This window comes from Shewanella electrodiphila, assembly GCF_023283985.1.
Taxonomy (GTDB): Bacteria; Pseudomonadota; Gammaproteobacteria; order Enterobacterales; family Shewanellaceae; genus Shewanella; species Shewanella electrodiphila.
On sequence record NZ_JAKIKU010000020.1, the window covers coordinates 1 to 26,740 of the forward strand.

The following is a 26,740-nucleotide window of genomic DNA, read 5'->3' on the forward strand; positions in this document are numbered from 1 at the left end:
TTTAGCTTTCGTCCCCCATCGAAGGTTAAGCAGTTAGATAATAACAGTCACTTCTCTTGTCAATTTTACAGTGAGAATTTGAGCAAATGAGTGAGTGGTTTGTCTTAAAATTTCAATAGCGGTTCAGGCAAGAAAAGTGGCTTTAGCTTTCGTCCCCCATCGAAGGTTAAGCAGTTAGATAATAACAGTCACTTCTCTTGTCAATTTTACAGTGAGAATTTGAGCAAATGAGTGAGTGGTTTGTCTTAAAATGTCATTAGCGGTTAAGGCAAGAAAAGTGGCTTTAATATTCGTCCCCCAGCGAATATTAGGCAGTTATGATTAGCTGATAACAGTCACTCTTCTTGTCAATTTTATAATGTTTTATTGAACAACTAAGTTAAGCGAGTTACTCAATAATCATTAGCAGTTTCGGCAAGATAAGTTGTTTAGCTTTCGATCCCCAGCGAGAGTTAAAACTAGCAACATATCTTGTCAATTTATTATGCTGGATCTAGTGGTAATTAAGGTTAGGTTCACAGCGTAAAGTGCTACGACAAACTTGCTTGACTTCTCATCAGCGAAAGCGATTGGGAAGGGATAATAAAAATATAATGACAGGCAAGTTTGTCAGTTCATTCTTAATAATTGCTGTTGTGCCCCCATAAACAACAGCGGCTATTTTGAAGTACGTTACAGGGAATAAAAATAATAATATGTAACGATAAAATGTCGTAAGACAATGCAACAACAAAAGCCCTAATGAAATGGATTCATTAGGGCTTTTACCTTTCTATTCAATGGTACTTTTAATGACAGCTCGAATAACATCTGCATCTCGCCATTTTTAAGTAAAAAACATACTGTCACAGGTACTGGTGATCATATTGTTCAGAATTAGCGAAATAAGAGCTTATTGACTCACTGCCAGATAACGCTCTGTAGACCAATCAAAATAGTACTCTTTACCATCCCATTGATAAAAAGTCTGACCATCGCGCTGAATCACTCGCGCATTTTCTGGTAGCTGAGTCAGTCCTTTGGCATATTCAATACTGGTTGTAGTACGTTTAGGCGCTTCGATCGGCGTCGCTTTTTGAACGTAATTACTGCGCGGTCTATTATTCATATATCGATCACGGTAATAACGATCATAATAATCGTATCGATATGGGGAACGCCAACCATTATAGCCCCAGCGGTTATGCCATCGATTATTCCAACCGCTACTCCAACCAATACCAACGCTCGGGCCCCAATAATTGTTGTAACCTACACCCCATCTCACTGACGATCCTGAATGGCGAGAGTACCGATCGTTTACATGCTTACCTGTCGAATAACTTGTAGCGTGCCGCGAATGTTCATCAGCAGCCACTTTAGAGAGCTGATGATGAGTATATACTTCAGCATTAATAGCACTTGAATACACAGTTAGTAAAAGAGGCGTGAGTATTATTAAACCGTAAAGCCTACGGTGCAAAAGCTCTCGGTCATCATGTTTATCAGTCATACTATTACTCCTTAGTTTCTTCAGTTCATTCCCACTTACCTGACAATTGGGTTCAAACAAAAACTCACATGAAGAAACGGGCAAACTTTACTCATTTCAGTTTACCTCAAAATTCCGTCCTACTAATAATCTTGGCTTAACCCAATATTATAAAAATGCTATAGTGCGCCCCAAAGAGCGATTAACAATAGAGTGAATAAGCCATGAGTTTTAAGGATTTACGTAGCTTTATCGATCACCTAGAAACCAACGGTGAACTGAAACGTATTAGTTATCCTGTTGATCCCAATCTAGAAATGACAGAAATTGCCGATCGTGTATTACGATCTGGTGGTCCAGCCCTGCTTTTTGAAAACCCAACAGATAACAGCATGCCAGTGCTAGTTAACCTGTTTGGTACACCTAAACGTGTGGCCATGGCATTGGGTAAAGAAGATCCATTAGCGCTGCGTGAAGTCGGTGAATTGCTGGCGTTTTTAAAAGAGCCAGAACCACCTAGTGGCTTTAAAGACGCGATTGCTAAAATCCCTAAATTCAAGCAAGCCTTGAACATGCCGCCTAAAACCGTGCGTAATCCTCCCTGCCAAGAAGTGGTTATTACCGGTGACGATGTGGATTTAACCAAACTACCAGTTCAACACTGCTGGCCAGGGGATGTCGCTCCATTAGTAACATGGGGCCTGACCATCACTAAAGGGCCACGTCAGAAACGCCAAAACTTAGGTATTTATCGCCAGCAATTACTCGGTAAAAATAAGCTTATTATGCGCTGGCTTGACCATCGTGGTGGCGCGTTAGACTTTAAAGATTTTAAAGAAAAACACCCAGGTGAGCGCTACCCTGTTGTTGTAGCTCTAGGCGCAGATCCTGTGACCATTCTAGGCGCCGTTACTCCTGTACCAGATTCAATGAGTGAGTATGCTTTTGCCGGCCTATTACGTGGTGAACGCACTGAAGTCTGTAAAGCATTAAGTTGCGACTTAGAAGTCCCCGCTACCAGCGAAATCATTTTAGAAGGTTATATTGACCCAGAAGAAATGGCTGAAGAAGGTCCTTACGGCGATCACACAGGCTACTATAACGAAACAGACAAGTTCCCTGTCTTTACTGTCACCCATATGACCCAACGTAAAGATGCTATTTATCACAGCACCTACACAGGTCGTCCACCTGATGAACCTGCAATGCTCGGGGTTGCACTGAACGAAGTATTCGTGCCAATTTTGCGTAAGCAATACCCTGAAATAATCGACTTCTACTTGCCGCCAGAGGGCTGCTCGTACCGTATGGCTGTGATTTCGATTCGTAAACAATATGCAGGTCATGCCAAACGCGTGATGATGGGAGCATGGTCGTTCTTACGTCAGTTTATGTACACTAAGTTCATCATCATTGTAGATGAAGATGTCAATTGCCGCGATTGGCAAGATGTCATATGGGCTATTACTACCCGAATGGATCCAACCCGTGACACTGTGATGGTTGATAATACCCCAATCGATTACTTAGATTTCGCTTCACCAGTGGCTGGATTAGGCTCAAAAATGGGCTTAGATGCCACTAACAAATGGCCTGGCGAAACTGACAGAGAATGGGGTACGCCGATAGTGATGGACACCAAAGTGAAAGAAAAGATTGATCATATTTGGGAAGAATTAGGTATTGATGACACTCCAACGCTATAATGGTGATCTATATCACACTAGCTTGACCTAGAACCCACATATAAAAAGAAAATAACCCTTCTCAGAAAGGGTCACAAAGGACGTTAGATGAACACCATTCGCTGTAAAGTTGAAAAAGTCACCGCGTTTAATGACGCAGTTTTTCAGGTATTTCTTAAGCCTGAAGCGGCTTTTGAGTTCCAAGCTGGGCAATACTTATCGATCGTGATGGGAGAAAAAGACAAACGTCCTTTCTCAATAGCATCTGCACCAAATGCAGAACTGCTTGAGCTGCATATCGGCGCTGCTGTTTCTGAAAGCTACCCAATGCAAGTGGTAGAGCGTCTAAAAAATGATGAATACATAGACATTGAAGCCCCAGCAGGTAATGCTTTTTTACGCGTTGAAAGCCAACGTCCACGTATTATGGTAGCTGGTGGTACAGGTTTCTCTTACATCAAAAGCATCATTGAAAATCAAATAGCGTTAGGTCAAACAGTAGCAACTCAATTCTATTGGGGCTGCCGCACTGAAGATGCAATGTACTATCAAGCGATTGCCCGTCAATGGCATGCTGATCACAACTGGTTAGAGTTTGTGCCTGTTGTCGAAGAAGCACCTGCTAACTGGAATGGCAAACAAGCCAATTTGCTTGAGCAAATTAAGCAAGACTATGTCAGCTTAGTGGGTTACGACATCTACATTGCTGGCCGTTTTGATATGGTTGGTGCAGCACGTGAAGTCTTTCGTGAAATGGGCGTTGATGAAGCTCACCTTTATGGTGATGCCTTCGCATTTATCAAATAAGCCTAATTGATTTACCCATTAAAAAGCCGACTATTTTAGTCGGCTTTTTGTTTATCCCCATTATTTCTTCGCACTAAAACTCAATTATTCAGTACGCTAAACTAATGGCTAGAATTGTACTTTCTCATATTTAGACCAAGCTACAAGTCCATCCATAAAAGGGAATATCCATACAGCGGTATTCTCAGTGGAATGCACTCTAAAGAAAATCAATTCGGTTTCTTGAATATCCATTCGACGGATTTCACGGTAAAAGCGCATTGCCGACGGGGTAACGAAGTCTGGCTTAATAAACTCTTTTTGAGCTATTTTGCTATAGAAAACGTCAACCTCATAATCGCCAATGGTTTGTTCATATTGATTAAACGTACCACGGGTTTTCCATTTAATTGGCGTCGTACTGCAATCTTCGTCAGTGATGCAGGTCGTAGTATAGATTTGGCCACTCTTTTCACCGTCATAGACAAGTGAGAGACTAAAATCACCACGGATAAGCTTCTCACCTGCTGCGGGAAAATACACGTCAGCATGGTAATGATGCTCGATAATATTGCCAACGCTATCTTTTGGGATCAGCACTCGATTAAATCGAATACGTTCTTCCATTTTTTTAGTTAACGGTACAAATTCACGCATATTCAAGCCAGCAGGCTCTGGAGATAGCGCATTGATATTGATAATCCCGACGCCATTACAATCATCTAATGCATAACCAGGACAAGCAGCAAATGAGTAATTGTTTCCATTGGTCAATGCGAAAGCGCTAAAGCCCTTAAGTCCAAGCACAACATTACTTTCAGGCGCAATATGTTTTTGCCATTTCGACTCATGCAACTGATCTGTATCATCTTTATATAATAAGGTTGCGCTTTCTTTTACACCACCAATATTGAGTTCGACTTGCTTGTCGCTGCTCCAAAATGCGGTATTTTTTAAGACTTTATGGTACTCACATTGATACCAAGCAAGAATGATTAATCCAATAACAAATAACGCTCCAGCAATTTTGACCATCACGCTGACATCTAAAAAAGCAGCTCTAATCGTACCGGAGTCAGTTAAAGAAACCATTTTCACATGACTGCGTTCATCAATATGAAGCTGGTAGCCACGTCTTGCGACAGCTTTTAAATGAATTTCAGAAAAAGGCTCTAATTTACGGCGTAATGTACTAATACATTGAGTTAATGAGGTAGGCGCAACCACCCTATCAGGCCATCCTTCCGCCAATAGGTGCTCTTTTGTCCAGATTTCTTCGCTATTATCTAATAGTTTAATTAATACTGCATTTTCAGAAAAAGTCAGACTGGTTTTCTCATCATTAAGATGATTAATCAGCTGCTTGGCTGAAGTATCGAGTGTTAAATATGAAGTAATTTTTAGCACTGCCTGCACCTAAAGTTTTACTATTGAGTCAATTAAAATCACATGAATCATAATTCATATCTTATCAAAAATATGTGATTGCCGACTCAGTCTTAAAATATTTTAAAATCAGATAATACAAACACTTATATAGATATAGCTCTAAATATATTTTTGTTAATTACTGCTATTAACATTGTGAATGAATAACCATTTCATTCTCTAAAATTAAGCATTGCAGTTAAAATATTTTCCGATGAAATAAACTTTGTGAAATCAACATCATTACCCCAACCCATATTGTTAATGCGATATACAAGTTAGACAGAGGAAATTGAACTAACGACGATAAACTACTGCTAGTATCCTGTTGAGGGGCAGCAACTAACATCAGAGCGCGGAAAATGTCACTTGGATTAAGCAATATCATTACCTGTAAAAGTTGACTAGAAAGCTCCACAGCTTCCGCTACCATAAGTGTGAGTAAAATAAGGTCGTAAACCAATACAACCGCTACCCAAATAAACAATAAAATAGCAATGGCTTTAGCTTTTTCAGCCACCTGCAAACTCACCACATAACCCACTAATACAAAGCACATACTCAGTAAAATACTGCTAAACACTAAATGACAGAACAACGGCAACAATAATGACAATTCAGTGCCAGTAAACACATGAATAAGTGCAGCTGTTAATCCAAAAGAAAATACAATAGTGCAAGCTAGCACAGTGATATGGCCAACAAACTTACCTAATAATATCTGACTGCGGCTTAAAGGGTATGACAATAGCAACAGCAAGGTACCAGACTCTTCTTCACCAATAAAACTGTCATAACTCAACAAAATAGCCGTTAATGGTAAAATAAATACTCCAATGGAACTTAGACTGGCCATTAACATTGGCAGCTCTGGAACAGCTAACTCACCCGTGACAACTGAACCTGAAAATGAAATTATTAAGGATAAACTAGTTAATATCAGACCGATAAACACCACCCAACGATTACGAAAGTTGTCTTTAATTTCTTTACTGGCGATGGTTAAAATAGGTGTAAACATCATAATTCCTCAAGCAACGTTTTGATGACGGTTATTCATGCAGTGATGATAAATATCACTTAAACCAGGTTCTTCAATAGAGAAGTTATAAACGCCACAATGCTGCGTGAGATACTGCATGACTCTTGGCTTATCTACCTGATGAATCAATAATTGATTATTCACAGCCAATGTATTTAAAAACTCATCCTCTGCTATCGCTTGATTAATTTCCTCTCCTTTAAACAACACTTTTAAGTCTGTTAATTGGCGCAACGTCTCTACACAGCCAGAGGCTAATTCCATGCCGTTAGCCATAATAAAAGCACGATCAATATTATCTTCAACAACTGCCAACTCATGGGTACACACTACAATGGCGCAACCTTGGCGTTTGAGTTCATCAATCTTTTGATACATAAACAGTGAGGCCTGTGGATCAAGTCCAACTGTAGGTTCATCAAGTAATAAAATATCAGGAGATGACAATATTGCTTGGGCAAAACCTAGACGCTGCTTCATGCCTTTTGAATAGCTTTTAACCGGATTATCTTGCGCATGCTCAAGGCCAAACTCTTCGAGTACTTGTAGAACTTTTGATTTATCAATCCGCTTTAACGCGGCAAAATAATTCAACACCTCTTTGCCGGTGAGCTTTTCATATAAACTGATATTTTCAGGTAGGTAACCTAGATTGATCTGACGGCGATCTTTCTCATGAGTCACCGTTTTACCCATCATGGTAATTTGGCCCGATGTGGGTTTTACTATGCCTAACAGCATTTTTATCAGGCTAGATTTACCTGCACCATTATGCCCCAGCAATGCTAACGTTTCCCCCGCATGTACCTGTAAACTGATATTGCCTACGGCAGTAAATTCACCGTACTGTTTAATGAGGTTCTGAACCTGAATAACTGAATTTATTGGCATAAAAACCTACTTATATAACGAATGCTCAGAAGGCTGAGTTGTTGAAACTATGTTTGAATTTACATATGGATAATCTGCTAGTTCAGCGGCATAACCAATATTGGAATTTGCAGCCGGACTCATCATTGGAAAGCTATCCATCACACCTGCTTCCGGCATAATTTGAAATTGCTGCTGAGTCCAGCGCAGCAAAGAAGCCACAGGACTTTTCAATAAAAAATGCGCTTCAGGATAAAGCCAATACAAACGATCTAAATGATCGCTTGGCTGATAAGCTTGCTCGCTAAACCCATCACCTGTTCGATCCCAACCGATAAAACCGCTCCAATAATTACCTTGTTCTTTATGACTCCATTCAACAATCGTATCGCCGACATACTTCACATGAGCTTGATTATTAATAAACTGGTTGCTATATATTTGATTGCCTTCGCCGCCCATCGCCATATAAATACCAATTTCGCTATTAGCAAATTCATTGTTATAAACACGGTTATCACGGGCGCCATAAATGAACATGCTTTTACCTTCATCGCCCGTTGGCATTTTAGGGTTTGCATTAACGATATTATTCACATGATTGGCATGAACGTTTGAGTCATTGGTCATGTTTAGCAACACACCAAATATCGCAGCACCATTAACTTGATTATGATGTAGATTAATCCGCTTAGAGTTCATTAATGCGTAACCACCATCGACTTTTGTGGCTGCATTATTAAAGGCTTCGTCATCTTCGGTATACATGTAATGAATACCGTATTGCTGCTTAGAAAATTGATTATTGGTGACTAAACTGTGTTTACCTGATTCTAGATACACGCCATCTCTTACATCTTTAATCACATTGCCATTGATAACAGCATGATCCACACGTTTTAGATAAATACCATCGCCTCTATCCAATACAAAGCGTTCAGCATCGCCGCTAATCAGGTTGTGAGAAATTTCAATATGATGGCTATTATCGGCGCGAATGCCAAAGCCATCGCCAGTGAGTACATTGTCAGCGATCACAATGTTTGTCATGCCATCATTAATCAATATGCCTGCATTCAGTTCATATTGATCGTCTCCCCAGTTGAGAATATTTAATTGCTTAATATTGACGTCATTGCTGGCGATCGTAATGGCACTACCTTGACCTTGAGCATCAATAATTGACCTGGGATGACCGATTAATGTGAGGGGCTTATTAATAATCGCATTACCAAGATAGGTTTGATTACTCAAAGCAATGCGGTCATGAGCACTTGCTTCGTCAATAATCTCTTGCAATAAAACAGATTTGACTAGTGGATTAACATCTATTTCCATTGAATCAGCAAGCGTAATAGGTGCAGTAAATACACCAATAATCCACCACCAAATCAATACAAATTTACCCATGGACTTTCTCACTTTCATCTAACCAATTATCTGAATTTGCTTAGCTAATGACTTTTAGTAAATTAAGAACATTAATACTTTACCAAGCTAACACCTTTGTTTTTATAGGCTTAATGATGGCTCATATTCTCGCCTAATAATTCAATAGTAATGTCGTCAAACTTCAATACAGCCCCACCAAACTCACGGGCAAAATCTTGCGCTGCTTGTTCAGTACTAAATGAGGCTACAGCAGGCCCCATCACCGCTTGTCGACTGGTGCCATAAACATATGTCGCAGTTTTACCGTCAATAAAGAATTCATCTTTGGGATTATCCCAGTCTGTTTTGGCCATATCATGCACCCAAACTTGGTTCACCTGACGGGTATTTTCTGGTTGTAATAAAAAGCTGAACATATCGCGTGTCGAACAAAAAGAAGGGTTTACTTCAACGTTTTTTAAGCTCAATTGCCCCTTAGGACCAGGGTACTTTGTGATCATCATTCCGCACATATGACAGCGATCATGCTCATGTATGGCATGGCTGTGACCACTCGCCTCTGCGCCAACCTTGTCTGGAGTACAGGCAAATAACAATGGCACTAGTAGTAATAACGATAGGATTTTTTTCATTTAAATTTCCAACTCAACACGAGCTCTACAAAGTAAAAAGAATCACCCTTAAAAATGACTAAGGGAAGACATATGCGCTTAAGGGTGATTCTGGCAACACTAAATTGCGTATGTTTGTCCTGCATACAGGATAAACAGGCGTAAACACATCATGCCGCTAATGGCACAAAACCCTGATAAGTAAAATGCTTTAGCTGAATGGCTAAAGGTTTTACCTGTGGCGAAGTTAAGCAAGATAGGCCCTAAGAACCCAACACCTACAACACCAATCCAGAATAGATTTGCCCATACACCAGCTGTAAATGCTTCAAAAGCTGATTGCGCACCAGCATTACCCGTTGCAAGCGACATTGCGATCATGCAGATAAACAAAATTTCAGCAATCATGATTGGCCATTCAGCCCCATGAAGGATTTTAAGTTCACTGCTGTGCATGTCTTCTTTGAACAAGAATACCGACAACATTTTTGATGCAGCCGCACCTGCAGAGACACCTGACGCTATAAATAGCGCTGGTAAAACTGCAGTATTAATCAGTGGGAAGCGGATTAACGCTGAAATCAAGAAACCGGTATAAGCACATACAGATGCCGCTAAAATTAATGCTGTCACTTCACAAGGTTTGCGAACTGGTTTAAGCATATTAATAATAGGTAGCAAGAAGCTTAATGCTGGAATCGATTTGATTTCATCTTCAAAGGCATAAAGACACAACACTGCCGTAAGTGGGATGTACACACATAAAGCGATAACCCCTACTGACATCACAGATGTGAAGTTGTAGAACACCAAGATACGCCAGAAGAACAATGGGTTGGTTAAGTCTAAAACCAGACATAACATACCTAGTGCAATCGTCACAAACGAGATTAAGCTGGCAGCTTTATACAGTGGGGTAGTTTCAGTTTGGCCTTTAAAAAAGCGAATTGCTAAAGCAACCACTAAAGAACCACCTGAAATACCGGCTAAGAAAAGGTAAACAGCAATTGGCCAAGGCCATGCAACCCCTTCAGATAGCCCCATGGTAAACTCCATTGAACCGTCCATCTTATACCCCCAACTTAACAACTGGAATGTAACGAAGGCTTGGTTCAGTACCAAATTGAGGCTTCATACGCACAGAGTCTTTCACCGCTAATAATTTATTAACGTATGAGGTTGGATCGTTTGCATCACCAAAGATCAACGCATCATATTTACACTGTTGTACACAAGCTGGTAACTCACCTTTTGATAATTTGCTGTTTAAACAGAAATCGCAATTATCAGCCACATCAGTTTCTTCATTAATAAAACGTGCATTGTATGGGCAGGCGCCAATACAGTATTTACAACCTGCACATTTACTTGCGTCCATGGTGACGATCCCTGTTTTAGGATCTTTATGTGCCGCACCTGTAGGACATACACTGACACATGGCGCGTTTTTACATTGCTGACAAGAAACACGTACAAACTTACGTTCGCAGTTACACTCTTCTTTGCCACAATGTGGACATGCTTGCCCTTCAACACCGCCAGATTGATGTTCCATCAACATTCTTGATTTGCCGTCAGGTAAGTTATTCGCGACATTACATGCCTCTTTACACTCACCACAACCGACACATTTATTTTGATCAAACACCATAACGTAATGAGGTTTGTTAGCATCTTCGTTGTCATCTTTAACTGAAGTACAGCCCATAGGGCCCAGAATTAAAGAAGCAGCTCCAATACCTTTTAGAAACCTCCGTCTTTCTATATTTTCACTCACAACATCCTCCCTAGTGCAGCTATCGCTGACTGGTATTTATTGGTTCGCTGCAAATTCAAATGACGAATCATCGACTCAATTCATCTAATTTAAATTCGGCTTTCATAATTGCGTTATTAATAGATTGTCTATTAAAAGATTGAGTTTGATTGGTCAGTAAGATGCGCCAGTGATCTATCGCGTCAACATATTCACCCTTAAGGTAAGCATCTGTTGCGAGTAGCAATCTGGTATTAAGCTCATCACGTTGAAAACTCAACGCTGTATCAATGACCATTTTGGTCTCAGGTAAAAACTGACGACTATCTCGGTAATACATTGATGTCGCTTTTATGCCTAATAACTCAGCATCAGCACCCACTAGCTCAATTAACTGATCTAGCGTCGTCACAGAGTCAGCATATAAACCGCCTTCTGCATATGATTGTGCTAACGAAATAAGCGCTAATTCATTTTGTGGTTGTTGCTGAACTTGATCTCGCCCTTTAGTAATACTGGCTGCAATCAAGTAATCCACCGAGTCATCTGCCTGACCTTTATCCCAATCTTGGAAATGTCCTCCACTGGCATATATAGATAACGAAAAAATCAATACAGCGACTGACATCCATAATGGACTTTGATAAGAACCAGCAAGCTTAAATTCATCATATTTAAGGCAATGCTCGCCATTGTTACCGTCAGCCACTTTATTGGCTTGTTTCATCACAGTGCTGCTCAAATTACGGTTATATACACTGTGATGAATCCAGAAGAGTCCGATAAATATACTCAGACATACTGCTATACCTAAGGCCAGAATATTCATACGCGTCTCTTCTTTCTTGAATTTAATTAATGAGTTATCACCAAAAGTTCAATGACAACTTGTTGTTAGTAAAAGCTTAGTGAGAGCCCATCATGCCGTTCATGCCCATACCTGTTAGGCCCATACCTTTTGCGTTTTCACTCGGTGCTTCAGACTTAACTAATTCCACTTCAAAAATTAATGCAGTATCTCCAGGAATATCACCAGCACCGTCTTTGCCATACGCTAGCTCAGATGGAATGGCAAAACGAAAGGTTGAGCCTTCAGGCATCAAGCGTAAACCTTCTTCCCAACCAGCAATGGCTGTCAGTAATGCAAAACGAACTGGATCTGTCGTTTCATCAAATACAGTCCCATCAACTAATGTGCCTTTGTACTTCACAGTGACCACATCTTCAGGGTTAGGTTTTTTGCCTTCACCCATTTTTATCACTTCATACTGCAAGCCAGAACCCGTCACCTTAACGCCATCTTTCGCTTTGTTTTCAACTAAGAAAGCATCACTGGCTTTTTTACTTTCAAGGGCAATTTGTTGCATTTTTTGGCTACTCAATAAATTAAGTAGTTCACTTCGATCGTTTAAGTAAGTCAGCACATCTTCATCAGACATTTTCTGTTCATTCTTAAGCGCATCAATCACACCATCAATCACCAATTGAACATTAATTTGAGCGCCAAGCTCTGTTTGGTTATAAATTTGGCTTGATAGGTAATTACCAATAGAAGCGCCCATGCTGTAAGACTGTTTTTCAACATCGCTTTCTACGTTTTGAGCAGCAAAACTGCCTGCTGATAAAACCAATGTCATACACGTTGCAATGGCTAAGGTACTTTTCTTTAATAATTTCATTTGGCACTCTCTCTTGGAAAATAGATTGACCCAGCGACAACACATCATCAGGTCTTAAATAGGTAATAAAATGGTTAAGGTAATTCTGTTACTCTTCCTGACAATCGCCAGCCGTAAATTCCATCGGCCATATGTCTAACCCCTGTGTAACCTAGTTTTACTGTTTCTCGTGCAGCCATCGCACTTGAAGTACATAAAGTGTTAGCACAGTAGAACACCATCACCGCATCCTTATTTTTTGGAAGTAACTTTTTCCAGTTCTTCACGTTGAAGTACACCGCACCAGGGATAAACCCTTCAGCCCATAACTCCAATGTGTTTACATCAAAAAAATAAACATCTTCATTGCCCACTAACGACTCAGCTTCACGCATTGAAATCGGATTAAGCTGAATGTCATTAATAGGAATTGGAATGAGATCCCCACCCGCACCAGCAAACACTTGTGCTTGCACTGCGACGAACAACGATACTGAAATCAAAATATTGCTAAGTAGTTTTTTCATGGTTTTCTCTCAAAACATCTCGGCATCGGCTGACGCCGAGTTATTAAAAAATGGCTACTCACATACGTGAGTAGCCATTAGGGTTTTACATTTTTTTACCATTAATAATGGCTTGAGCTTGAGTCACGTAAGTGAGTGCTGCATCAATACGTTTATGGGTATAACGTGCACCGTGGACACCCCAAGAACCATCTTTTTCAAGTAAAGTCACTGCATCTTGTGCTTTATCAGCCAATAGAAGAACTTGTGATTTATCTTCAACAGATAACTTAGTCACTTCTAATAATTGGTCGATAGTGTCAAGAGCGCCGACAACTTGAGCGTAAGTTTCTTTGATAGGCGTTTGGAACTTCATCACTTCGCCGTAGATCTCTTGTTGATCTTCGTAGTGTAGGCTTGGGTCAAGTTCTGATTGGAACTGACTGTGACAACCTTTACCATTAACGACATTATCATCAGAGATAGCAGTACGAGCACAAGACCACATTAAATCTAAGTAGTTATTACCATTAGCATTCTTCGCAACAGTCCAACCTTTAGTGGTCGCTTCACGCGGTTTGCCTTCTGGTGGGTTCAATGTCTTCTGAGTTGGGTCGATTTCAATCTTCCACATGTGCGACTTACGAACCGCGTCGAAACCAGCTTGATCAGGGAACTGCATTGCGGTGAAGTTTTCACAACTGCCCATGTTAGGCATGTGACAACTTGTACAGCTTTGGTCGCTATGAGTCTTAGTGTTTGCTGCGATTTCAGCTTGCGCTGCGTGACAGTCAGAACACTCTTTCTTCATTTTCGGTTTGGTATAACCAGACTTCCAATCGTTGCTTGTAACTTCATGTGGATCATGACAAGTCGCACAACGCATGCCTTTTTCATAATGCATAGAAGCGAACATTTGCGAACCTTCAGTACCACATGATGGACATGCAGACTTCATTTTCACACCAAAAGCATACTCAAGTTTATCTTGGCCTTCTTCTGTATCAGCTAGCTCATCAACGAAGTTAAAACGTTGGTGACAACGTTCACAATTCGAAGGCATTCCGCCGCCATTACCACCATCTAGATGACCACCTGCTCCGTGACATTCTTCACAAGCAATACCTTTAGAAATGGTATGTTCTTGTAGTTTTTTAGGGTCACCTAAAGCAGCTAAGTATTCATCTTTAGTTTCGAAGTCGAACTTGAAGCTATGACACACTTCACAGTAAGAGCTTGCAGGTTGGAACAACATTGCTTTTTCATACTTCGCACCGTATGAGCTCATGCCCACTTGGTGAGAACCACTTAAACCAAATGCTTTACCATCGTTAGTTTCAGGGAATTCTGGGATAACTGCGTTAATTTTGGCAGCCATTTCAGGCGTTAACCATTCAGCCCAACCACGTGAGAATTGGTTACCACCAGCGACCATTTTACCGCTGCCATCTCTCAATAAGCCGTCACGAATATGGTAAGTACCACGGACTAACCATGCATCAATGAAACCGTATTTAGTACGTGGTGTACCCACAGTTGCGTAGATCATGTCAGGCGTAATACCATCAGCCAAAATAGAGGTATCTTTGGTGTTGTACATGGTCTTATTCAAATCGTTATCCACTTCTGGATGTTCACCAGGGAAACGAATTGTTTTAGAGTGACGAGAACGACTCCATGCTTCATATTGAACAGCATGACATTCGCCACATTTTTCAGGTCCAACAAACTTGTTTGGATAATCAAGAATTGATTTAGCGCCTAAACGATATTGAACAGCGCTTGGACGACCCACACGTTTGCTATATTTAGGGCTATTACCTGTATCTAAATACTCTTCACCACGGTCACTAATGTGGTAATCACCCACTAAGTTACCTTCTTCATGGTATTTAAATACTGGATGGTTCTGGAATAAATAATCAAAAAGTTCTTGTTCTTGAACAATATAATCTTGTAGCGTTTTAACGCCTTTTGATTCTTCATCTCCATTTGGATTTGAAATAACTTTCTGAGCTGTTTTACCCATTGCTGGTATACTATCGTATTTACCAGCTGCATTCGCATTGCCAACAATGCCAAGACAAACTAGCACACTTAGTGCTGCTATCTTGTATTTAGCCTGTTTCATTGTCCCACTCCTAATCATCATTATTTTATATGTTGCAGTCGAACCTGGCAGTTCAGCTAGCGATATAATTAATTTGAGCAAGACTAAGTTTAAAGATAAAAACCAATGATTTGTTGAGCTAGATCACATCATAAAACGCCTCAGACCTAACAAAACCTAAAAACAATATTAACCAATAAAAACAACAGCATAATTATATTTTTATTTTATTTTTTATATAAAAACGCCATTTTTTTATCTATGAAAAATCATAAATTTGTTTTTTACAAAATAAAAATATCTCAATATTAAAATTAGCAAAATTATTAAGATCAACCTCACAGAAAAATATCCTCAACATAGATAACCTTCAGTTGCTTCTTATTTAAGTGATGATATAAGTCGCTAGAAACAAGTCGTTTAAAGACAACAAAACGTCTAATTAATATTGATATAACTTTCTCATTAACAAAATAGATTTATCTTATATTAATTATTAAACCCTCCACACAATATATAGGTAATAATATGATTCCAGAGATTGGGCATTTACTGTTAATAATAGCCGCTGCGTTATCATTATTATTAGCCGTTATTCCTATGGTGGGTTTATATAAGCGTAATGCTTATTTAATTAGCTATTATCGCCCTATCAGTAATATGATGATTAGTGCTTTTTTAGGTGCGATTATTTGTTTAGCTATTAGCTTTATTAGCAATGATTTTTCAGTAGCCTATGTCGCTGATCACTCTAATACTCAGTTAGCGACTTTCTATAAAGTCGCTGCTATCTGGGGCAGCCACGAAGGCTCAATGTTATTTTGGGTGAGTGCTATCGCGTTATGGACGGTTATTATTGCCAATACTCATAACAATGAAGCTGATCATGCTTTCTTTATCCGAACAATTTCAGTGCTAGCAGCTGTTATCTGTGGCTTTAGCTTATTCATCATTTTCACCTCAAACCCATTTGTTAGGTTATTACCCAACTTCCCTATCGAAGGTCGAGACCTCAACCCTATCTTGCAAAACATCGGCTTAATTATTCATCCACCGTTATTATTTCTAGGTTACGTTGGTCTCACGGTGTGCTTCGCTGCAGCAGTTGCTGCACTCATGGGAAAACAGTTCACACAACAGCATGCGCGCTATTTACGTCCTTGGGCTATTTTGGCGTGGGTTTTCTTAACAGGGGGTAATGCGTTTGGTTCTTGGTGGGCATATAACGAACTAGGCTGGGGTGGTTGGTGGTTTTGGGACCCGGTTGAAAATGCCTCTTTCATTCCTTGGCTAGTTGCCACTGCATTAGTCCACTCAGTGGTGATGACTGGACGCTTCGGACAATGTAAAAAGCTCACCTTGTTTCTGGCTATTTTAGCATTCTCATTAAGCTTACTGGGCACTTTTATCGTACGCTCAGGTGTGGTGCAATCTGTTCATGCATTTGCTGCGGATCCAACTCGTGGTATGTCAATACTGCTATTATTGGTACTGTTTTCTGGTAGCGCCTTAGCACTTTTTGCCACTCGGGCTCAATATATACAATCTACCGATAAGTTTGCCTTAATTTCACGCAATAGCTTGATATTAATCGGCAACTTGTTGCTGGTTATTGCTGCTTTATCGGTACTACTAGGTAGTTACTATCCGATTATTTACCGAGTTATTACTGGCGTCACCATCTCTGTAGGCGCTCCTTATTTCAACAGTATTTTTGTCCCTATCCTGGTACTACTCAGCTTATTAATGGGGCTAGCCCCTCTACTGCGTTGGCAACAAGATAGCGCTAAGAATCTGAAAGTGCCTGCGTTTTTGCTAGGTATCTCAATCGTATTAGCAGCAATCATCAACAACTCATTTGAACAAGCAAATGCTTGGTTCTTCATCGGTTTAATGTCTGTGACTTGGTTAGTGCTCACATTGATCATTGCCATGATCCAGCATCAACTTCATACAAGTTCAATAACACAGACTCGTCGATTTTATGCTATGTGTGTCGCTCATCTTGGCGTCGCAGTGGCTATTTTTGCAGGCTCTGTTGTATCAAACCTTGAGCAAGAAGAAGTGTTGAGCATGGGCCCTAATCAAGGGCGAACACTAGCAGGTTATACCTTCGTATTTGAAAACACCCAGCAAGTTTCAACCAACAGTTACGATGCGCTACAAGCCAACATTCGTATTATGGATGAGGAAGAAACGACGGTAGGTTATGCCTACCCGCAACGTCAAACCTTTAAAACTAACGGCATGCAGATGTCTGCAGCAGGAGTCTATTCAACCTTAGGTAAAGATTTATATGTCTCAATGGGCAACCAGCTCAACGACACAGAGTATTTAGTGCGTATCAGTTACAAACCTATGGTGAATTGGTTATGGATTGGCGCAATCTTGATGATGTTAGCAGGCGTATGGGTTGTCATAGCTTGCCGTGACAGCACTGCATCAAAACACTCACCATGTCGCACTAATGATCAGAAAACATCTCGACTAGAGGAGGCAACCTCATGACCCCATTCTATCGAATGCTCCACCGCATGTTCAGCCCTATTTCAGTGGCCATAATAACCGTGTTATTGATATTTAGCGTGCAAAATGTCACGGCTTCTGAGGCATTATCCCACCGAAATTATTCTGCTGATGAAAAACGTCAACTTGGTTTTGAAATTGCCCAAGAACTGCGCTGCCCAGCATCTGATAATCGCAGTTTATTTGATTCGGAAACCCAAATAGCAAACGAGCTTAAAGGGCACATATTTCAAAAACTCGATCAGGGTCAATCCAAACAAGAAATCATTGACTTTATGGTAGCCCGTTTCGGCGAACGAATCCGCTATCAACCTAGCCTGCACTCAGGCACGTTAGCTTTATGGCTCATCCCAATTGGGTTGTTTTTTTTCACAATAATCGGTGGTATCGCTTGGATTATTAAACAACCCCAAACGCCAATTAAACTCCATTTAAACGAGAATGAATATGAATAAATTAATGCCAATAACGTTACTGCTTTTAACTGGCTGCGTTACTTTTAATGCTGCTGCAAAGCCTGTGGATGTGAAAGTCTATGAAACGGGTGAACAAATAGAGAAACCTATGGTGATGTCGCGTTTTGTTGAGCTGCGAAATGCGCGCAAAATTCAAGACATTGACTTTAGCGATCAGCAACAAAACAAGGTCAACCTAGCACAACACCACGGCAAGCTAGTCATGGTGAACTTATGGGCAACTTGGTGTGCACCGTGTATCAAAGAAATCCCAGCGATGCAGGCAATTAAAGAGCGAAATCAAGATAAAGACTTTGCACTTGTGCCAATTTCTATTGATGAAAATCCAGATGATATAAAACCCTTTTTCGAACAACATGGTTTTGATAATTACGCGACTTGGATTGATCCTGACAAGAATGTTGATTACATCATGCCTGCAGATTTACTGCCTGCTAGCTTTATTTTAGACGGCAAAGGAAACCTAGTCGGCTTTGTTCGTGGATACATTGATTGGACAGATGAAGGTATCCAACCTTATTTAGATGGTCTGATTGAAAAATACGCCCATCGATAAGTAATTTAAAAGTTTCATCATCACAAAAGGTTGTCTATTAACCTCCGCCTAACATCCCTGATTCATCCTAGGCGGTTTTTTTTATTCACAAACGGTGACCCTGTGCAATTGGGCCGCCGTTTATCTTGAACAAGCCCTGTCAATTCATTACCATATTCGCCTATTTACTACTTTCTAGGCTTAATAAATAATGAAGTTATCTGTATTAGACCAACCCATTTATGACCATTTATATCGTGATATCAGAGAGTTTCGTAGCACCTTTGATTTGCCCATTGAAAATGCAGCTAGCCTAGACGACAAAGCAGATACCCTACACACTTCATTGATTATTGAAGAGCTCACAGAGCTCGCAGAAGCAGATTGCAGTGTTGAACAAGCTGATGCCATTGTTGATTCTGTTTATGTGCTTATGGGTCGTTTAGTACACTTAGGCGCATCGAAAATGACCGATCGTTTAGAGATCAGCTATTTGATAGATTTATTACTCGCCGTTGCTAAAAATCGTGAAGTTAACTTCATTGAATGCTGGGATGAAGTTCATTCAAGTAACATGAGTAAAGTGTGCCGCAACGAGCAAGAACTCACCGAAACTATTGCTCATTATGCCAAGCAAGGTGTTGAAATTGTCGGTAGTACTAAAGGTGAGTTTATCATTGCCAAGTGTGCCAAAGATGTGGAGATGGCAGGTAAAGTGGTTCGCCAAGGTAAGGTATTAAAATCTGTTTATTATCGCCCTGCAGATTTAGCTAAATTAGTTACGAACTGATCTCCCTTTGAGCTGAGCCCCAAGCCGAAAACAAAAAAGCGCTCTAAGAGCGCTTTTTTATGGCAAATAATCACTAAGTGAGCACTTATTATGACATTCTATTAAGCATTTTTTTAAGAAACCGCCCAGCGCTGAAAACGATTGCCAATAATTCCGCCTAAAATCAGCACAACCAAATACACCCAACCCGATAATGAAAAGTTAGCGATTGGCGTAAATAAAGCACCCACATTACAACCATTGGCAAAGCGTGTGCCAAAGCCCATCAACAACCCGCCCAAAGCAAATAAGGCAAACTGTTTATAAGAATGATTTAAGCGTAATGAAAATCGGAACTTACCCATAAACAATACCGCAATTAACGCACCTAAAAATATCGCCATGTTCTGCACTGATATTTCATGGTCAAAAAATGCCGTAGTAAACATGCCTTCAGGGCGATCACTCATAGCTGAAATAGTCTCTAGCTCTACGCCAAACAACATCAGTCCTTTGGCAAACCAAATACCAAATGGCGTTGAAGCGCCCCAGCCTGACCCCGTACTAGCCATCATGACGCCAAATATAATTGCAATCACTAACGCTGTGGTGCGCATTTGCCATAAGCTAGCAAACCATGCTCGATATGTTTCCACACTCCACAACTTAAAGGGTTTATCTTCTTGCTGAGCTAACGGTTGGCGGGCTAGCTCGCCATCGACGCCTAAATACGACCCATTCTGGCGACGGTGGCTCTCATACTTTTTAGCAAGTACTACGACAATGAATGCCAATAAGCAGGTAATCACCATCGCCATAAAGTAGCCATTCAAAGGCGTATTAGCGAATAAGTCAGGTAAAAATACTCCTTTACCGTCATAGCTTTGAGAAGAAACCCAAGTATCAGTTATCCACTCCTGTCCGCTTTGTAATGGAAAGCCAAAAAATACCCCAGCGCCAAAAAACACTAACGTGGTCGCAGCCCGTGGAATATCACTGACAAATTCAACCATCATGCCAGTGGCGCAACAGCTTGATAAACTCATCCCAGCACCAAACATCACCCCGCCTAGCAATAAGCCCAAGTTGATTGGATTAATCCACAGATCAAACTGACTGTATCCGGTATTCATCAACAGGCCTGCATTGATAAAGGCCGTAATAACAAACATAAACATCAAGGTTTGTAATAGTTGCGTTGAACCACGTCGATATGCACGATTAATACTTCCCGCAAAACCAATAGAGCCTTTCGCAAGGGCAAAACCTAAACTTAACCCTAATAGTAACCGAAGAAACAACCCATCAGAGCTGAGCAAAGTGCTCCCAGCAACCAGAGTTAGCATGAGTATGATGAGACCATACAGAGCTTGCTTGTTATTCATAGCTGTAACATTTACCAATATTATGAAACAATTTAGTTACAAAGCTATTGATTTAAATAGCTTTTAATTGTTGTGAGTTTTTCGGTAATTGTGGTGAATCATCATACTGATGTCTATTGAAACCCGCCTGATTGATATACCACTTTGGACTAGCTCATGCCTGAAACAAAAAAATGCCACTCTATGAGTGGCATAGTGAGTAGAATAATGAATAGGATAGTGAGTAAGGTAGAATTATAAGCAGTATTAACATTGCTTTTATAACGTTTACGACTCAGAGTCTGCCTTGTTGGGTTGAGCAAGCTCGATGGTTTGTTGTAGCTTTTGTGGCTCATCCACCACCAGTAATAGCTGCTCAATTGGCTCTGGTAATTGCCCCATGGCGCCAAAATAACGTTGAGTTTGGTTAAAGTCGACCGTCACATTGGCGACATCACCACGGCCAACAAACAAAATGTCTTCATCCTTGGTTTTGGTTGTTTCAGTGATGGTCACCGCTTTAATGTCAGCGATATTCACCATCAACAACCCCCAAATACTATTGTTAATCACCAGTTTGTCATCATGGACATACAATGAATAATGCCGAGATATTCTGTAGTTCGCGATAAAGGTCAAAAAGCCATAACCGACAATAGCCGACACCAGAATTGCCGCTATTTCACTCCAGTCCACTAACAATAAATACGCGATAGTCGAGCCAATAAAACATAAGCCAATCATTAGCCACATGAACCAAGCTTTGGCACTCAGTAGCTTAATATTGGTTATTGCTTTGGGGTGATTAGCACTAAACTTAGGAATACTGTAAAACCAATTAGCCGCTTCCCCCGCCATGATCATGCCTACCATTTGGCTTTTCTCATCGTCACTAATATTCAGTGCTTTTATTCTTGGGTCGCCTTTTAGTTTTCTTGCCTGCCATAAACCTTTAATCACACTAAATAATAAGTAAATTTCAAACAGTAGAATAACCGCAAGAATGGGATAGCGCACCCACATCACAAATTCAAAGTAACTGGCAATGTCTTCAGGAAAGCTCAAACGTGCCATCAAGGCGCTTAAGCTGAGTATCGCCAATATTTTCCATGGTTTTTGCTTACCGATATTGATAATTGCAATCCAATAAAGTACCGGTAAAACCAGAAAATAAAGCACAGAAATACCACTCACAACCGTCATTTCATAAGTGCTATTAAGCTGCTCAGGCATCACCTGAAAACCGATGACATAACTGATAATGGCCAGGGCTAAAAAGCCCAAACGAAATTTAAGCGAACGTTTCACAATACACTCCTTGTAACGATAAACCGTGAGCGAGCTGATTAGTGCAAAGCCAACCTATTCTGCTGAGGCAAAAACCAACTTAAGCCCTGAATCGCAGCGGTTGGAAATGCCATGCTGTGATCTGCCTCGGCAATAACCTGCAATTTGACATTAACCCCTTGGGTCGCCGACAGCCTATTTTTTTGCTCTAAGATGGCTTTAAATTCCTTCGCATCATTAACCATATCATGACCGAAATCAGTCAGCTCAGCCGTTTCATACTCGCCAATGGCAATAAACACCTTGGCATTGATGCTTTTAAGCATAAAGTCACTGCCGCGAAACTGCTTCATCAGTTGTTTATCGTTAAACCACAGAGAAGGGCTACTCAATAAGTAATTATTAAATAAATCCGGCTGGGTCAGTAAACTATAGGCGCCAAATAACCCGCCTAATGAATGACCCACTAAGGTGTTTTGGCTAGGTAAAGTGCGGTAGGTTTTGTTGATATGGGGCATCAACTTATTCGCAATAAAATGCAAATGACGTTCGGCTTCGCCGGTTTTACGCTTCCAGCTTTCATCTGAGCTTGGGGTGTAATCACGAATACGACTTGCAGCAGGACTCATACCCTCTTGCCAATCGATCCCCACTAAAATCGCTTGCTGCATATTGCGCATATTCATTGGTAATCGAGTAACACCTGAAACCACTTGAAAGTTGTACATGGCATCAGTCATATAGACCACAGGGTAATACTGAGCGGGATCGTTCTCTTGATAGCTATTAGGCAGCTTAATAAACACCTTATAGCTTCGGTCTGAGTCTTCTAGCGTAATGGAGCTTGTATTAGGAATGGAAAAGGCATCATTTGCCTTTGCTGGCGTCGGTAAGGTTGATAAACATAACACCATTACCGCCACAACCAGCAATAAAGAAGTGTGCATCAGCTATCCTTGTTGATGTTGTTTTAGCGCTATTGATTAATGCTGAGCCTATGATTGACCCAGCTATTATTCAGGCTATTGTACCGTTTTCACACTAAATTAGTAGGGCAACATATAATCAGCAGCGAGTGCAACGAACAAGGCAAATCCAGCCCAGTTATTATTCAAAAAAGCTTTGAAACAAGGTGCCCGTTCACGGCTGTAAATTAGCCATTGTTGGTAGCCACTAAAAACAATAAACGAGCTAATACCAATGCCATAAAATAAGCCGCGTTCAGCCGACCATCCTGCACAGATGAAACACACTAACGCAGCCAGTTGAAACAGTGCAATCCATTCTCTATCGTAGCGACCGAATAAAATTGCTGTCGATTTGATACCGACTTTTAAGTCATCATCTCTATCCACCATGGCATACATGGTGTCGTATGCGACTGTCCAGCACCAGTTAGCCGCAAATAGCCACCATGCTTCAATGGGGACATAACCCAGTTGGGCGGCATAGGCCATGGGGATTGACCAGCTCCAAACAATGCCTAAAAACATCTGTGGCATATTGGTGACCCGTTTCATAAACGGATACATGATGGTGAGAATGATCCCCACCACAGAAAGCTTAACCACCAGCGGGTTTAAAAACAGTACTAAGCTAAAGGCGATTAATGCCATCACCACAAATAGCAATAAGGCTTCTTTACTGCTGACTTCACCAGAAGCTAAAGGGCGGTGTTTAGTCCGCTCGACATGGGCATCGAGTTTTCGGTCGGCAAAGTCATTAATCACACAGCCACAAGCGCGCATGATAAACACCCCAAATACAAAGATAACCAGTACCTTTACATCCGGCATACCACCAGCCGCTAATACCAGTGCCATAAGGCATGGCCACATGAGCAACAAAGTCCCAATGGGTCTGTCTAAACGTGTTAAACGTTGGTAAATCGAAATTTTCTCTTTTAGCGTCCATGAGGATACTGCCATGGCTAACTTCACTCCCGCATTTGAAGTTTATTCACTTCTTATTAGTCACACTGTCATGACGTTCTTTATTATGTGTTGGCCAAAATAATAATCTAACACGCTGAAAATGGAATTAATCAGCAAAAGCCATTAAAGCTTATTCTCATGGCAATTGCTTGATCGATATCAACAAATGATATTAAACAGAAAACGGCTCACTTTCTCTATTAACACGCTTCCAATTTGGCTAAAGAGACTAATAACCATTTGCTGCCAAAATCAGTAAAATTAACTTGTACTCGGGCTTTATCGGCTGTGCCTTCAAAGTCAGTCACTATGCCTTGACCAAATTTAAAGTGTTTCACTTTTTGTCCCACTTTAAAGCCACTGTCATTGGCGATTGACTGGCGAGGCACGTTAAATCGGCTGCTCATCGCTGGTGCTGATACCGACGCTTTCATGCGAATTTCTTCCACATATTCCGATGGGATTTCACCAATAAAACGAGAAGGACTGGCGTAATCTTCACGGCCATAAATGCGACGAGATTCAGCGTAACTGATGTACAGTTTTTGCATTGCGCGGGTCATACCCACATAACATAAGCGGCGTTCTTCATCTAAACGATCGCCTTCATCCAATGCCATTTTACTTGGGAAGATCCCTTCTTCAACGCCAGCCATAAAGACCACTGGAAACTCAAGCCCTTTGGCTGAATGCAAAGTCATAAGCTGCACCGCATCGGTAAACTTATCGGCTTGGCCTTCACCAGCCTCAAGTGCAGCATGAGATAAAAAGGCATTTAGCTCGCCCATATCTTCCAGCTCTTCTGGCATCTCAAAACTGCGCGCAGCGGTGACTAATTCATTTAAGTTTTCTACGCGAGACTGGGCTTTTTCGCCCTTTTCAGCCTCATACATGGCGCGTAAACCAGAACGCTGGATCACAGTATCAGCCATGCTATATAAACTCATGTCACTGGTGTCGGTGCGCATACCAATCACTAAATCCATGAAGCCATTAACGGCATTCGCCGCACGGCCAGTTAATACTTTCTCTTCCATTAATCGCACACTGGCTTGCCACATGGTCATTTCTTGCTGGCGAGCCGTTGAGCGAATAATTTCTAAAGTACGATTACCGATACCACGGGTTGGTGTATTCACCACTCTTTCAAAGGCTGCGTCGTCATCTTTGTTATTAATGAGTCGCATATAGCCCATGGCATCTTTAATTTCTTGGCGTTCGAAGAAACGCAAACCACCATAGATTCGGTAAGCTAAGCCTTTATGTAACAGCGCTTCCTCAAGGACACGTGACTGTGCATTTGAGCGATATAAAATCGCACAATCAGCTAGATTGCCCCCTTTTGCATGCCATTCAGCCATTTTGCCGACAATAAAACGCGCTTCATCCATCTCATTAAAGGCGCAATAAATGGCGATGGGCTCACCGGCTTTATCTTCGGTCCACAGCTTTTTCCCTAGACGCTCAGGATTATTAGCAATGAGTTCATTCGAGGCATTCAAGATATTGGCTGTTGAGCGATAATTCTGCTCCAGTCTAACCGTATTTGAACCAGGAAAGTCAGTTAAGAAACGGTGTAAGTTCTCAACTTGCGCACCACGCCAACCGTAAATAGATTGATCGTCATCACCCACAATCATCACATTGGCTGACTTACCTGCTAACACTCTGATCCAGGCATACTGAATCGCATTGGTATCTTGAAATTCGTCCACCAAAATATGCTTAAAACGTTCTTGATAGTGCGCCAATACGTGTGGTTTATTGAGCCATAACTCATGGGCGCGCAATAAGATTTCAGCAAAATCCACCAAGCCTGCGCGATCGCATGACTCTTGGTAAATTTTGTAGATATTTAAAAGGTTTTGCTCAATGGGGAAATTGCCCGCATCGATATGCTTAGGACGTAATCCTTGGTCTTTTTTACCATTGATATAGCCTTGGCATTGACGAGGAGGATACTGTTTTTCGTCTAAATTTAGACTTTTAAGGATACGTTTTAGTAGACGTAATTGGTCGTCAGAATCAATGATCTGAAAGCTTTGCGGTAAATTCGCATCTTGATAATGGGTGCGTAATAAGCGATGCGCTAAGCCATGGAAGGTTCCAATCCACATGCGGCCCATGTTTGTGCCAACGACCTTTTCCACACGTTCGCGCATTTCTGCCGCCGCTTTATTGGTAAAGGTTACCGCTAGAATGGAGTATGGACTTTGTTGTTCAACCTGCATTAGCCAAGCAATACGATGGGTTAATACCCGCGTTTTACCACTGCCTGCGCCAGCCAAAACCAGCATGCTAGAAAGCGGTGCCCCTACGGCTTCGCGTTGCATTTCGTTTAAGCCATCTAATAATGATGATACGTCCATTGGTCCTCCCAAAAATCAAGCGGGCAGTATATCAGTTCAATGCCATGGGATCCTAGGGTGCAAGGAGGCTTAATCGTATAAGCACGGATAACAAGCGATGAATATCTTAATTACAGTTCATTGATACTCAAATTAAGAAGGGGATAATGAGCTAATTGTGAGTTT

23 protein-coding genes are annotated in these 26,740 nt (G+C 41.0%); 6 read left to right on the forward strand and 17 right to left on the reverse strand.

What is annotated here, in order from left to right:
* Positions 1-892: 892 nt before the first annotated feature.
* The gene (locus L2737_RS21215) at positions 893-1,492 is read right to left on the reverse strand and encodes a hypothetical protein (RefSeq protein ID WP_248957031.1); all 600 of its coding nucleotides are present in this window, start codon (positions 1,490-1,492) and stop codon (positions 893-895) included.
* Positions 1,493-1,695: 203 nt separating this feature from the next.
* Here L2737_RS21215 and ubiD point away from each other — a divergent pair, with 203 nt between their 5' ends.
* Both ubiD and fre read left to right on the forward strand, forming a co-directional pair.
* Positions 1,696-3,177: a 4-hydroxy-3-polyprenylbenzoate decarboxylase gene (ubiD, locus tag L2737_RS21220; RefSeq protein WP_248957032.1), complete on the forward strand. Its 1,482-nt coding sequence runs from the start codon at positions 1,696-1,698 to the stop codon at positions 3,175-3,177.
* An 87-nt stretch (positions 3,178-3,264) separates the two neighbouring features.
* On the forward strand, positions 3,265-3,963 hold the full coding sequence (gene fre, locus L2737_RS21225) for an NAD(P)H-flavin reductase (RefSeq protein WP_102528037.1): 699 nt from the start codon (positions 3,265-3,267) through the stop codon (positions 3,961-3,963).
* A gap of 108 nt (positions 3,964-4,071) precedes the next feature.
* Here fre and L2737_RS21230 read toward each other — a convergent pair whose 3' ends face one another.
* The 11 genes from L2737_RS21230 to L2737_RS21280 all read right to left on the reverse strand — a co-directional run bounded on the left by L2737_RS21230 (position 4,072) and on the right by L2737_RS21280 (position 15,336).
* A complete protein-coding gene (locus L2737_RS21230; RefSeq protein ID WP_248957033.1) occupies positions 4,072-5,349 on the reverse strand; it encodes a winged helix-turn-helix domain-containing protein in 1,278 nt (425 codons plus the stop codon).
* A 220-nt stretch (positions 5,350-5,569) separates the two neighbouring features.
* On the reverse strand, positions 5,570-6,391 hold the full coding sequence (locus L2737_RS21235) for an ABC transporter permease (RefSeq protein WP_248957034.1): 822 nt from the start codon (positions 6,389-6,391) through the stop codon (positions 5,570-5,572).
* 9 nt (positions 6,392-6,400) lie between these two features.
* Positions 6,401-7,303 (reverse strand): ABC transporter ATP-binding protein, encoded by a 903-nt coding sequence (locus tag L2737_RS21240; RefSeq protein WP_248957035.1) that lies wholly within the window; start codon positions 7,301-7,303, stop codon positions 6,401-6,403.
* A 6-nt stretch (positions 7,304-7,309) separates the two neighbouring features.
* On the reverse strand, positions 7,310-8,692 hold the full coding sequence (gene nosD / locus L2737_RS21245; RefSeq protein WP_248957036.1) for a nitrous oxide reductase family maturation protein NosD: 1,383 nt from the start codon (positions 8,690-8,692) through the stop codon (positions 7,310-7,312).
* Between the two features lie 110 nt (positions 8,693-8,802).
* Positions 8,803-9,306: a nitrous oxide reductase accessory protein NosL gene (locus L2737_RS21250; RefSeq protein WP_248957037.1), complete on the reverse strand. Its 504-nt coding sequence runs from the start codon at positions 9,304-9,306 to the stop codon at positions 8,803-8,805.
* Positions 9,307-9,405: 99 nt separating this feature from the next.
* Positions 9,406-10,353, reverse strand: a complete 948-nt coding sequence (gene nrfD / locus L2737_RS21255) for an NrfD/PsrC family molybdoenzyme membrane anchor subunit (RefSeq protein ID WP_248957038.1) — start codon at positions 10,351-10,353, stop codon at positions 9,406-9,408.
* A gap of 1 nt (position 10,354) precedes the next feature.
* On the reverse strand, positions 10,355-11,062 hold the full coding sequence (locus tag L2737_RS21260) for a 4Fe-4S dicluster domain-containing protein (RefSeq protein ID WP_102475886.1): 708 nt from the start codon (positions 11,060-11,062) through the stop codon (positions 10,355-10,357).
* A 67-nt stretch (positions 11,063-11,129) separates the two neighbouring features.
* Positions 11,130-11,870, reverse strand: a complete 741-nt coding sequence (locus L2737_RS21265) for a nitrite reductase (RefSeq protein WP_248957039.1) — start codon at positions 11,868-11,870, stop codon at positions 11,130-11,132.
* A gap of 76 nt (positions 11,871-11,946) precedes the next feature.
* A complete protein-coding gene (locus tag L2737_RS21270; RefSeq protein WP_248957040.1) occupies positions 11,947-12,720 on the reverse strand; it encodes an FKBP-type peptidyl-prolyl cis-trans isomerase in 774 nt (257 codons plus the stop codon).
* Positions 12,721-12,794: 74 nt separating this feature from the next.
* Positions 12,795-13,226, reverse strand: coding sequence for a rhodanese-like domain-containing protein (locus L2737_RS21275; protein WP_248957041.1), 432 nt, complete (start codon positions 13,224-13,226; stop codon positions 12,795-12,797).
* A gap of 85 nt (positions 13,227-13,311) precedes the next feature.
* Positions 13,312-15,336, reverse strand: coding sequence for a cytochrome C (locus tag L2737_RS21280; RefSeq protein ID WP_248957042.1), 2,025 nt, complete (start codon positions 15,334-15,336; stop codon positions 13,312-13,314).
* A 507-nt stretch (positions 15,337-15,843) separates the two neighbouring features.
* Between L2737_RS21280 and L2737_RS21285 the strand changes: the two genes are divergently transcribed.
* From L2737_RS21285 to L2737_RS21300, 4 genes are all read left to right on the forward strand, one after another.
* Positions 15,844-17,823 (forward strand): heme lyase CcmF/NrfE family subunit, encoded by a 1,980-nt coding sequence (locus L2737_RS21285; RefSeq protein ID WP_102476506.1) that lies wholly within the window; start codon positions 15,844-15,846, stop codon positions 17,821-17,823.
* Positions 17,820-18,296, forward strand: a complete 477-nt coding sequence (locus L2737_RS21290; protein ID WP_248957043.1) for a cytochrome c-type biogenesis protein — start codon at positions 17,820-17,822, stop codon at positions 18,294-18,296. Before L2737_RS21285 ends, L2737_RS21290 begins: the two co-directional genes overlap by 4 nt.
* Positions 18,289-18,873 (forward strand): TlpA family protein disulfide reductase, encoded by a 585-nt coding sequence (locus L2737_RS21295; RefSeq protein WP_102436891.1) that lies wholly within the window; start codon positions 18,289-18,291, stop codon positions 18,871-18,873. Before L2737_RS21290 ends, L2737_RS21295 begins: the two co-directional genes overlap by 8 nt.
* A gap of 190 nt (positions 18,874-19,063) precedes the next feature.
* Positions 19,064-19,642, forward strand: coding sequence for a nucleoside triphosphate pyrophosphohydrolase family protein (locus L2737_RS21300; protein WP_248957044.1), 579 nt, complete (start codon positions 19,064-19,066; stop codon positions 19,640-19,642).
* Between the two features lie 113 nt (positions 19,643-19,755).
* On the opposite strand, the gene L2737_RS21305 is transcribed toward L2737_RS21300, so the two are convergent.
* From L2737_RS21305 to uvrD, 5 genes are all read right to left on the reverse strand, one after another.
* Positions 19,756-21,006 carry a YeeE/YedE family protein gene (locus L2737_RS21305; protein ID WP_248957045.1) on the reverse strand — a complete coding sequence of 417 codons (1,251 nt, stop codon included), beginning with the start codon at positions 21,004-21,006 and terminating at the stop codon, positions 19,756-19,758.
* Between the two features lie 267 nt (positions 21,007-21,273).
* Positions 21,274-22,293, reverse strand: a complete 1,020-nt coding sequence (locus L2737_RS21310) for a hypothetical protein (protein WP_248957046.1) — start codon at positions 22,291-22,293, stop codon at positions 21,274-21,276.
* 38 nt (positions 22,294-22,331) lie between these two features.
* Positions 22,332-23,219 carry an alpha/beta hydrolase gene (locus tag L2737_RS21315; RefSeq protein WP_248957047.1) on the reverse strand — a complete coding sequence of 296 codons (888 nt, stop codon included), beginning with the start codon at positions 23,217-23,219 and terminating at the stop codon, positions 22,332-22,334.
* A gap of 99 nt (positions 23,220-23,318) precedes the next feature.
* The gene (ubiA, locus tag L2737_RS21320; protein WP_248957048.1) at positions 23,319-24,200 is read right to left on the reverse strand and encodes a 4-hydroxybenzoate octaprenyltransferase; all 882 of its coding nucleotides are present in this window, start codon (positions 24,198-24,200) and stop codon (positions 23,319-23,321) included.
* A 206-nt stretch (positions 24,201-24,406) separates the two neighbouring features.
* On the reverse strand, positions 24,407-26,575 hold the full coding sequence (gene uvrD / locus L2737_RS21325; protein WP_102529807.1) for a DNA helicase II: 2,169 nt from the start codon (positions 26,573-26,575) through the stop codon (positions 24,407-24,409).
* Between the last annotated feature and the right edge of the window lie 165 nt (positions 26,576-26,740).

Bases quoted from the DNA above. Each gene is read 5' to 3' on its own strand.
- L2737_RS21215 (WP_248957031.1), bottom strand. From the start codon at position 1,492: ATGACTGATAAACATGATGACCGAGAGCTTTTGCACCGTAGGCTTTAC.
- L2737_RS21315 (WP_248957047.1), bottom strand. From the start codon at position 23,219: ATGCACACTTCTTTATTGCTGGTTGTGGCGGTAATGGTGTTATGTTTA.
- L2737_RS21265 (WP_248957039.1), bottom strand. From the start codon at position 11,870: ATGAATATTCTGGCCTTAGGTATAGCAGTATGTCTGAGTATATTTATC.
- L2737_RS21250 (WP_248957037.1), bottom strand. From the start codon at position 9,306: ATGAAAAAAATCCTATCGTTATTACTACTAGTGCCATTGTTATTTGCC.
- L2737_RS21280 (WP_248957042.1), bottom strand. From the start codon at position 15,336: ATGAAACAGGCTAAATACAAGATAGCAGCACTAAGTGTGCTAGTTTGT.
- ubiD (WP_248957032.1), top strand. From the start codon at position 1,696: ATGAGTTTTAAGGATTTACGTAGCTTTATCGATCACCTAGAAACCAAC.
- L2737_RS21295 (WP_102436891.1), top strand. From the start codon at position 18,289: ATGAATAAATTAATGCCAATAACGTTACTGCTTTTAACTGGCTGCGTT.
- L2737_RS21275 (WP_248957041.1), bottom strand. From the start codon at position 13,226: ATGAAAAAACTACTTAGCAATATTTTGATTTCAGTATCGTTGTTCGTC.
- ubiA (WP_248957048.1), bottom strand. From the start codon at position 24,200: ATGGCAGTATCCTCATGGACGCTAAAAGAGAAAATTTCGATTTACCAA.
- L2737_RS21285 (WP_102476506.1), top strand. From the start codon at position 15,844: ATGATTCCAGAGATTGGGCATTTACTGTTAATAATAGCCGCTGCGTTA.
- L2737_RS21290 (WP_248957043.1), top strand. From the start codon at position 17,820: ATGACCCCATTCTATCGAATGCTCCACCGCATGTTCAGCCCTATTTCA.
- L2737_RS21300 (WP_248957044.1), top strand. From the start codon at position 19,064: ATGAAGTTATCTGTATTAGACCAACCCATTTATGACCATTTATATCGT.
- uvrD (WP_102529807.1), bottom strand. From the start codon at position 26,575: ATGGACGTATCATCATTATTAGATGGCTTAAACGAAATGCAACGCGAA.
- L2737_RS21270 (WP_248957040.1), bottom strand. From the start codon at position 12,720: ATGAAATTATTAAAGAAAAGTACCTTAGCCATTGCAACGTGTATGACA.
- L2737_RS21240 (WP_248957035.1), bottom strand. From the start codon at position 7,303: ATGCCAATAAATTCAGTTATTCAGGTTCAGAACCTCATTAAACAGTAC.
- L2737_RS21235 (WP_248957034.1), bottom strand. From the start codon at position 6,391: ATGTTTACACCTATTTTAACCATCGCCAGTAAAGAAATTAAAGACAAC.
- L2737_RS21305 (WP_248957045.1), bottom strand. From the start codon at position 21,006: ATGAATAACAAGCAAGCTCTGTATGGTCTCATCATACTCATGCTAACT.
- nosD (WP_248957036.1), bottom strand. From the start codon at position 8,692: ATGGGTAAATTTGTATTGATTTGGTGGTGGATTATTGGTGTATTTACT.
- fre (WP_102528037.1), top strand. From the start codon at position 3,265: ATGAACACCATTCGCTGTAAAGTTGAAAAAGTCACCGCGTTTAATGAC.
- nrfD (WP_248957038.1), bottom strand. From the start codon at position 10,353: ATGGACGGTTCAATGGAGTTTACCATGGGGCTATCTGAAGGGGTTGCA.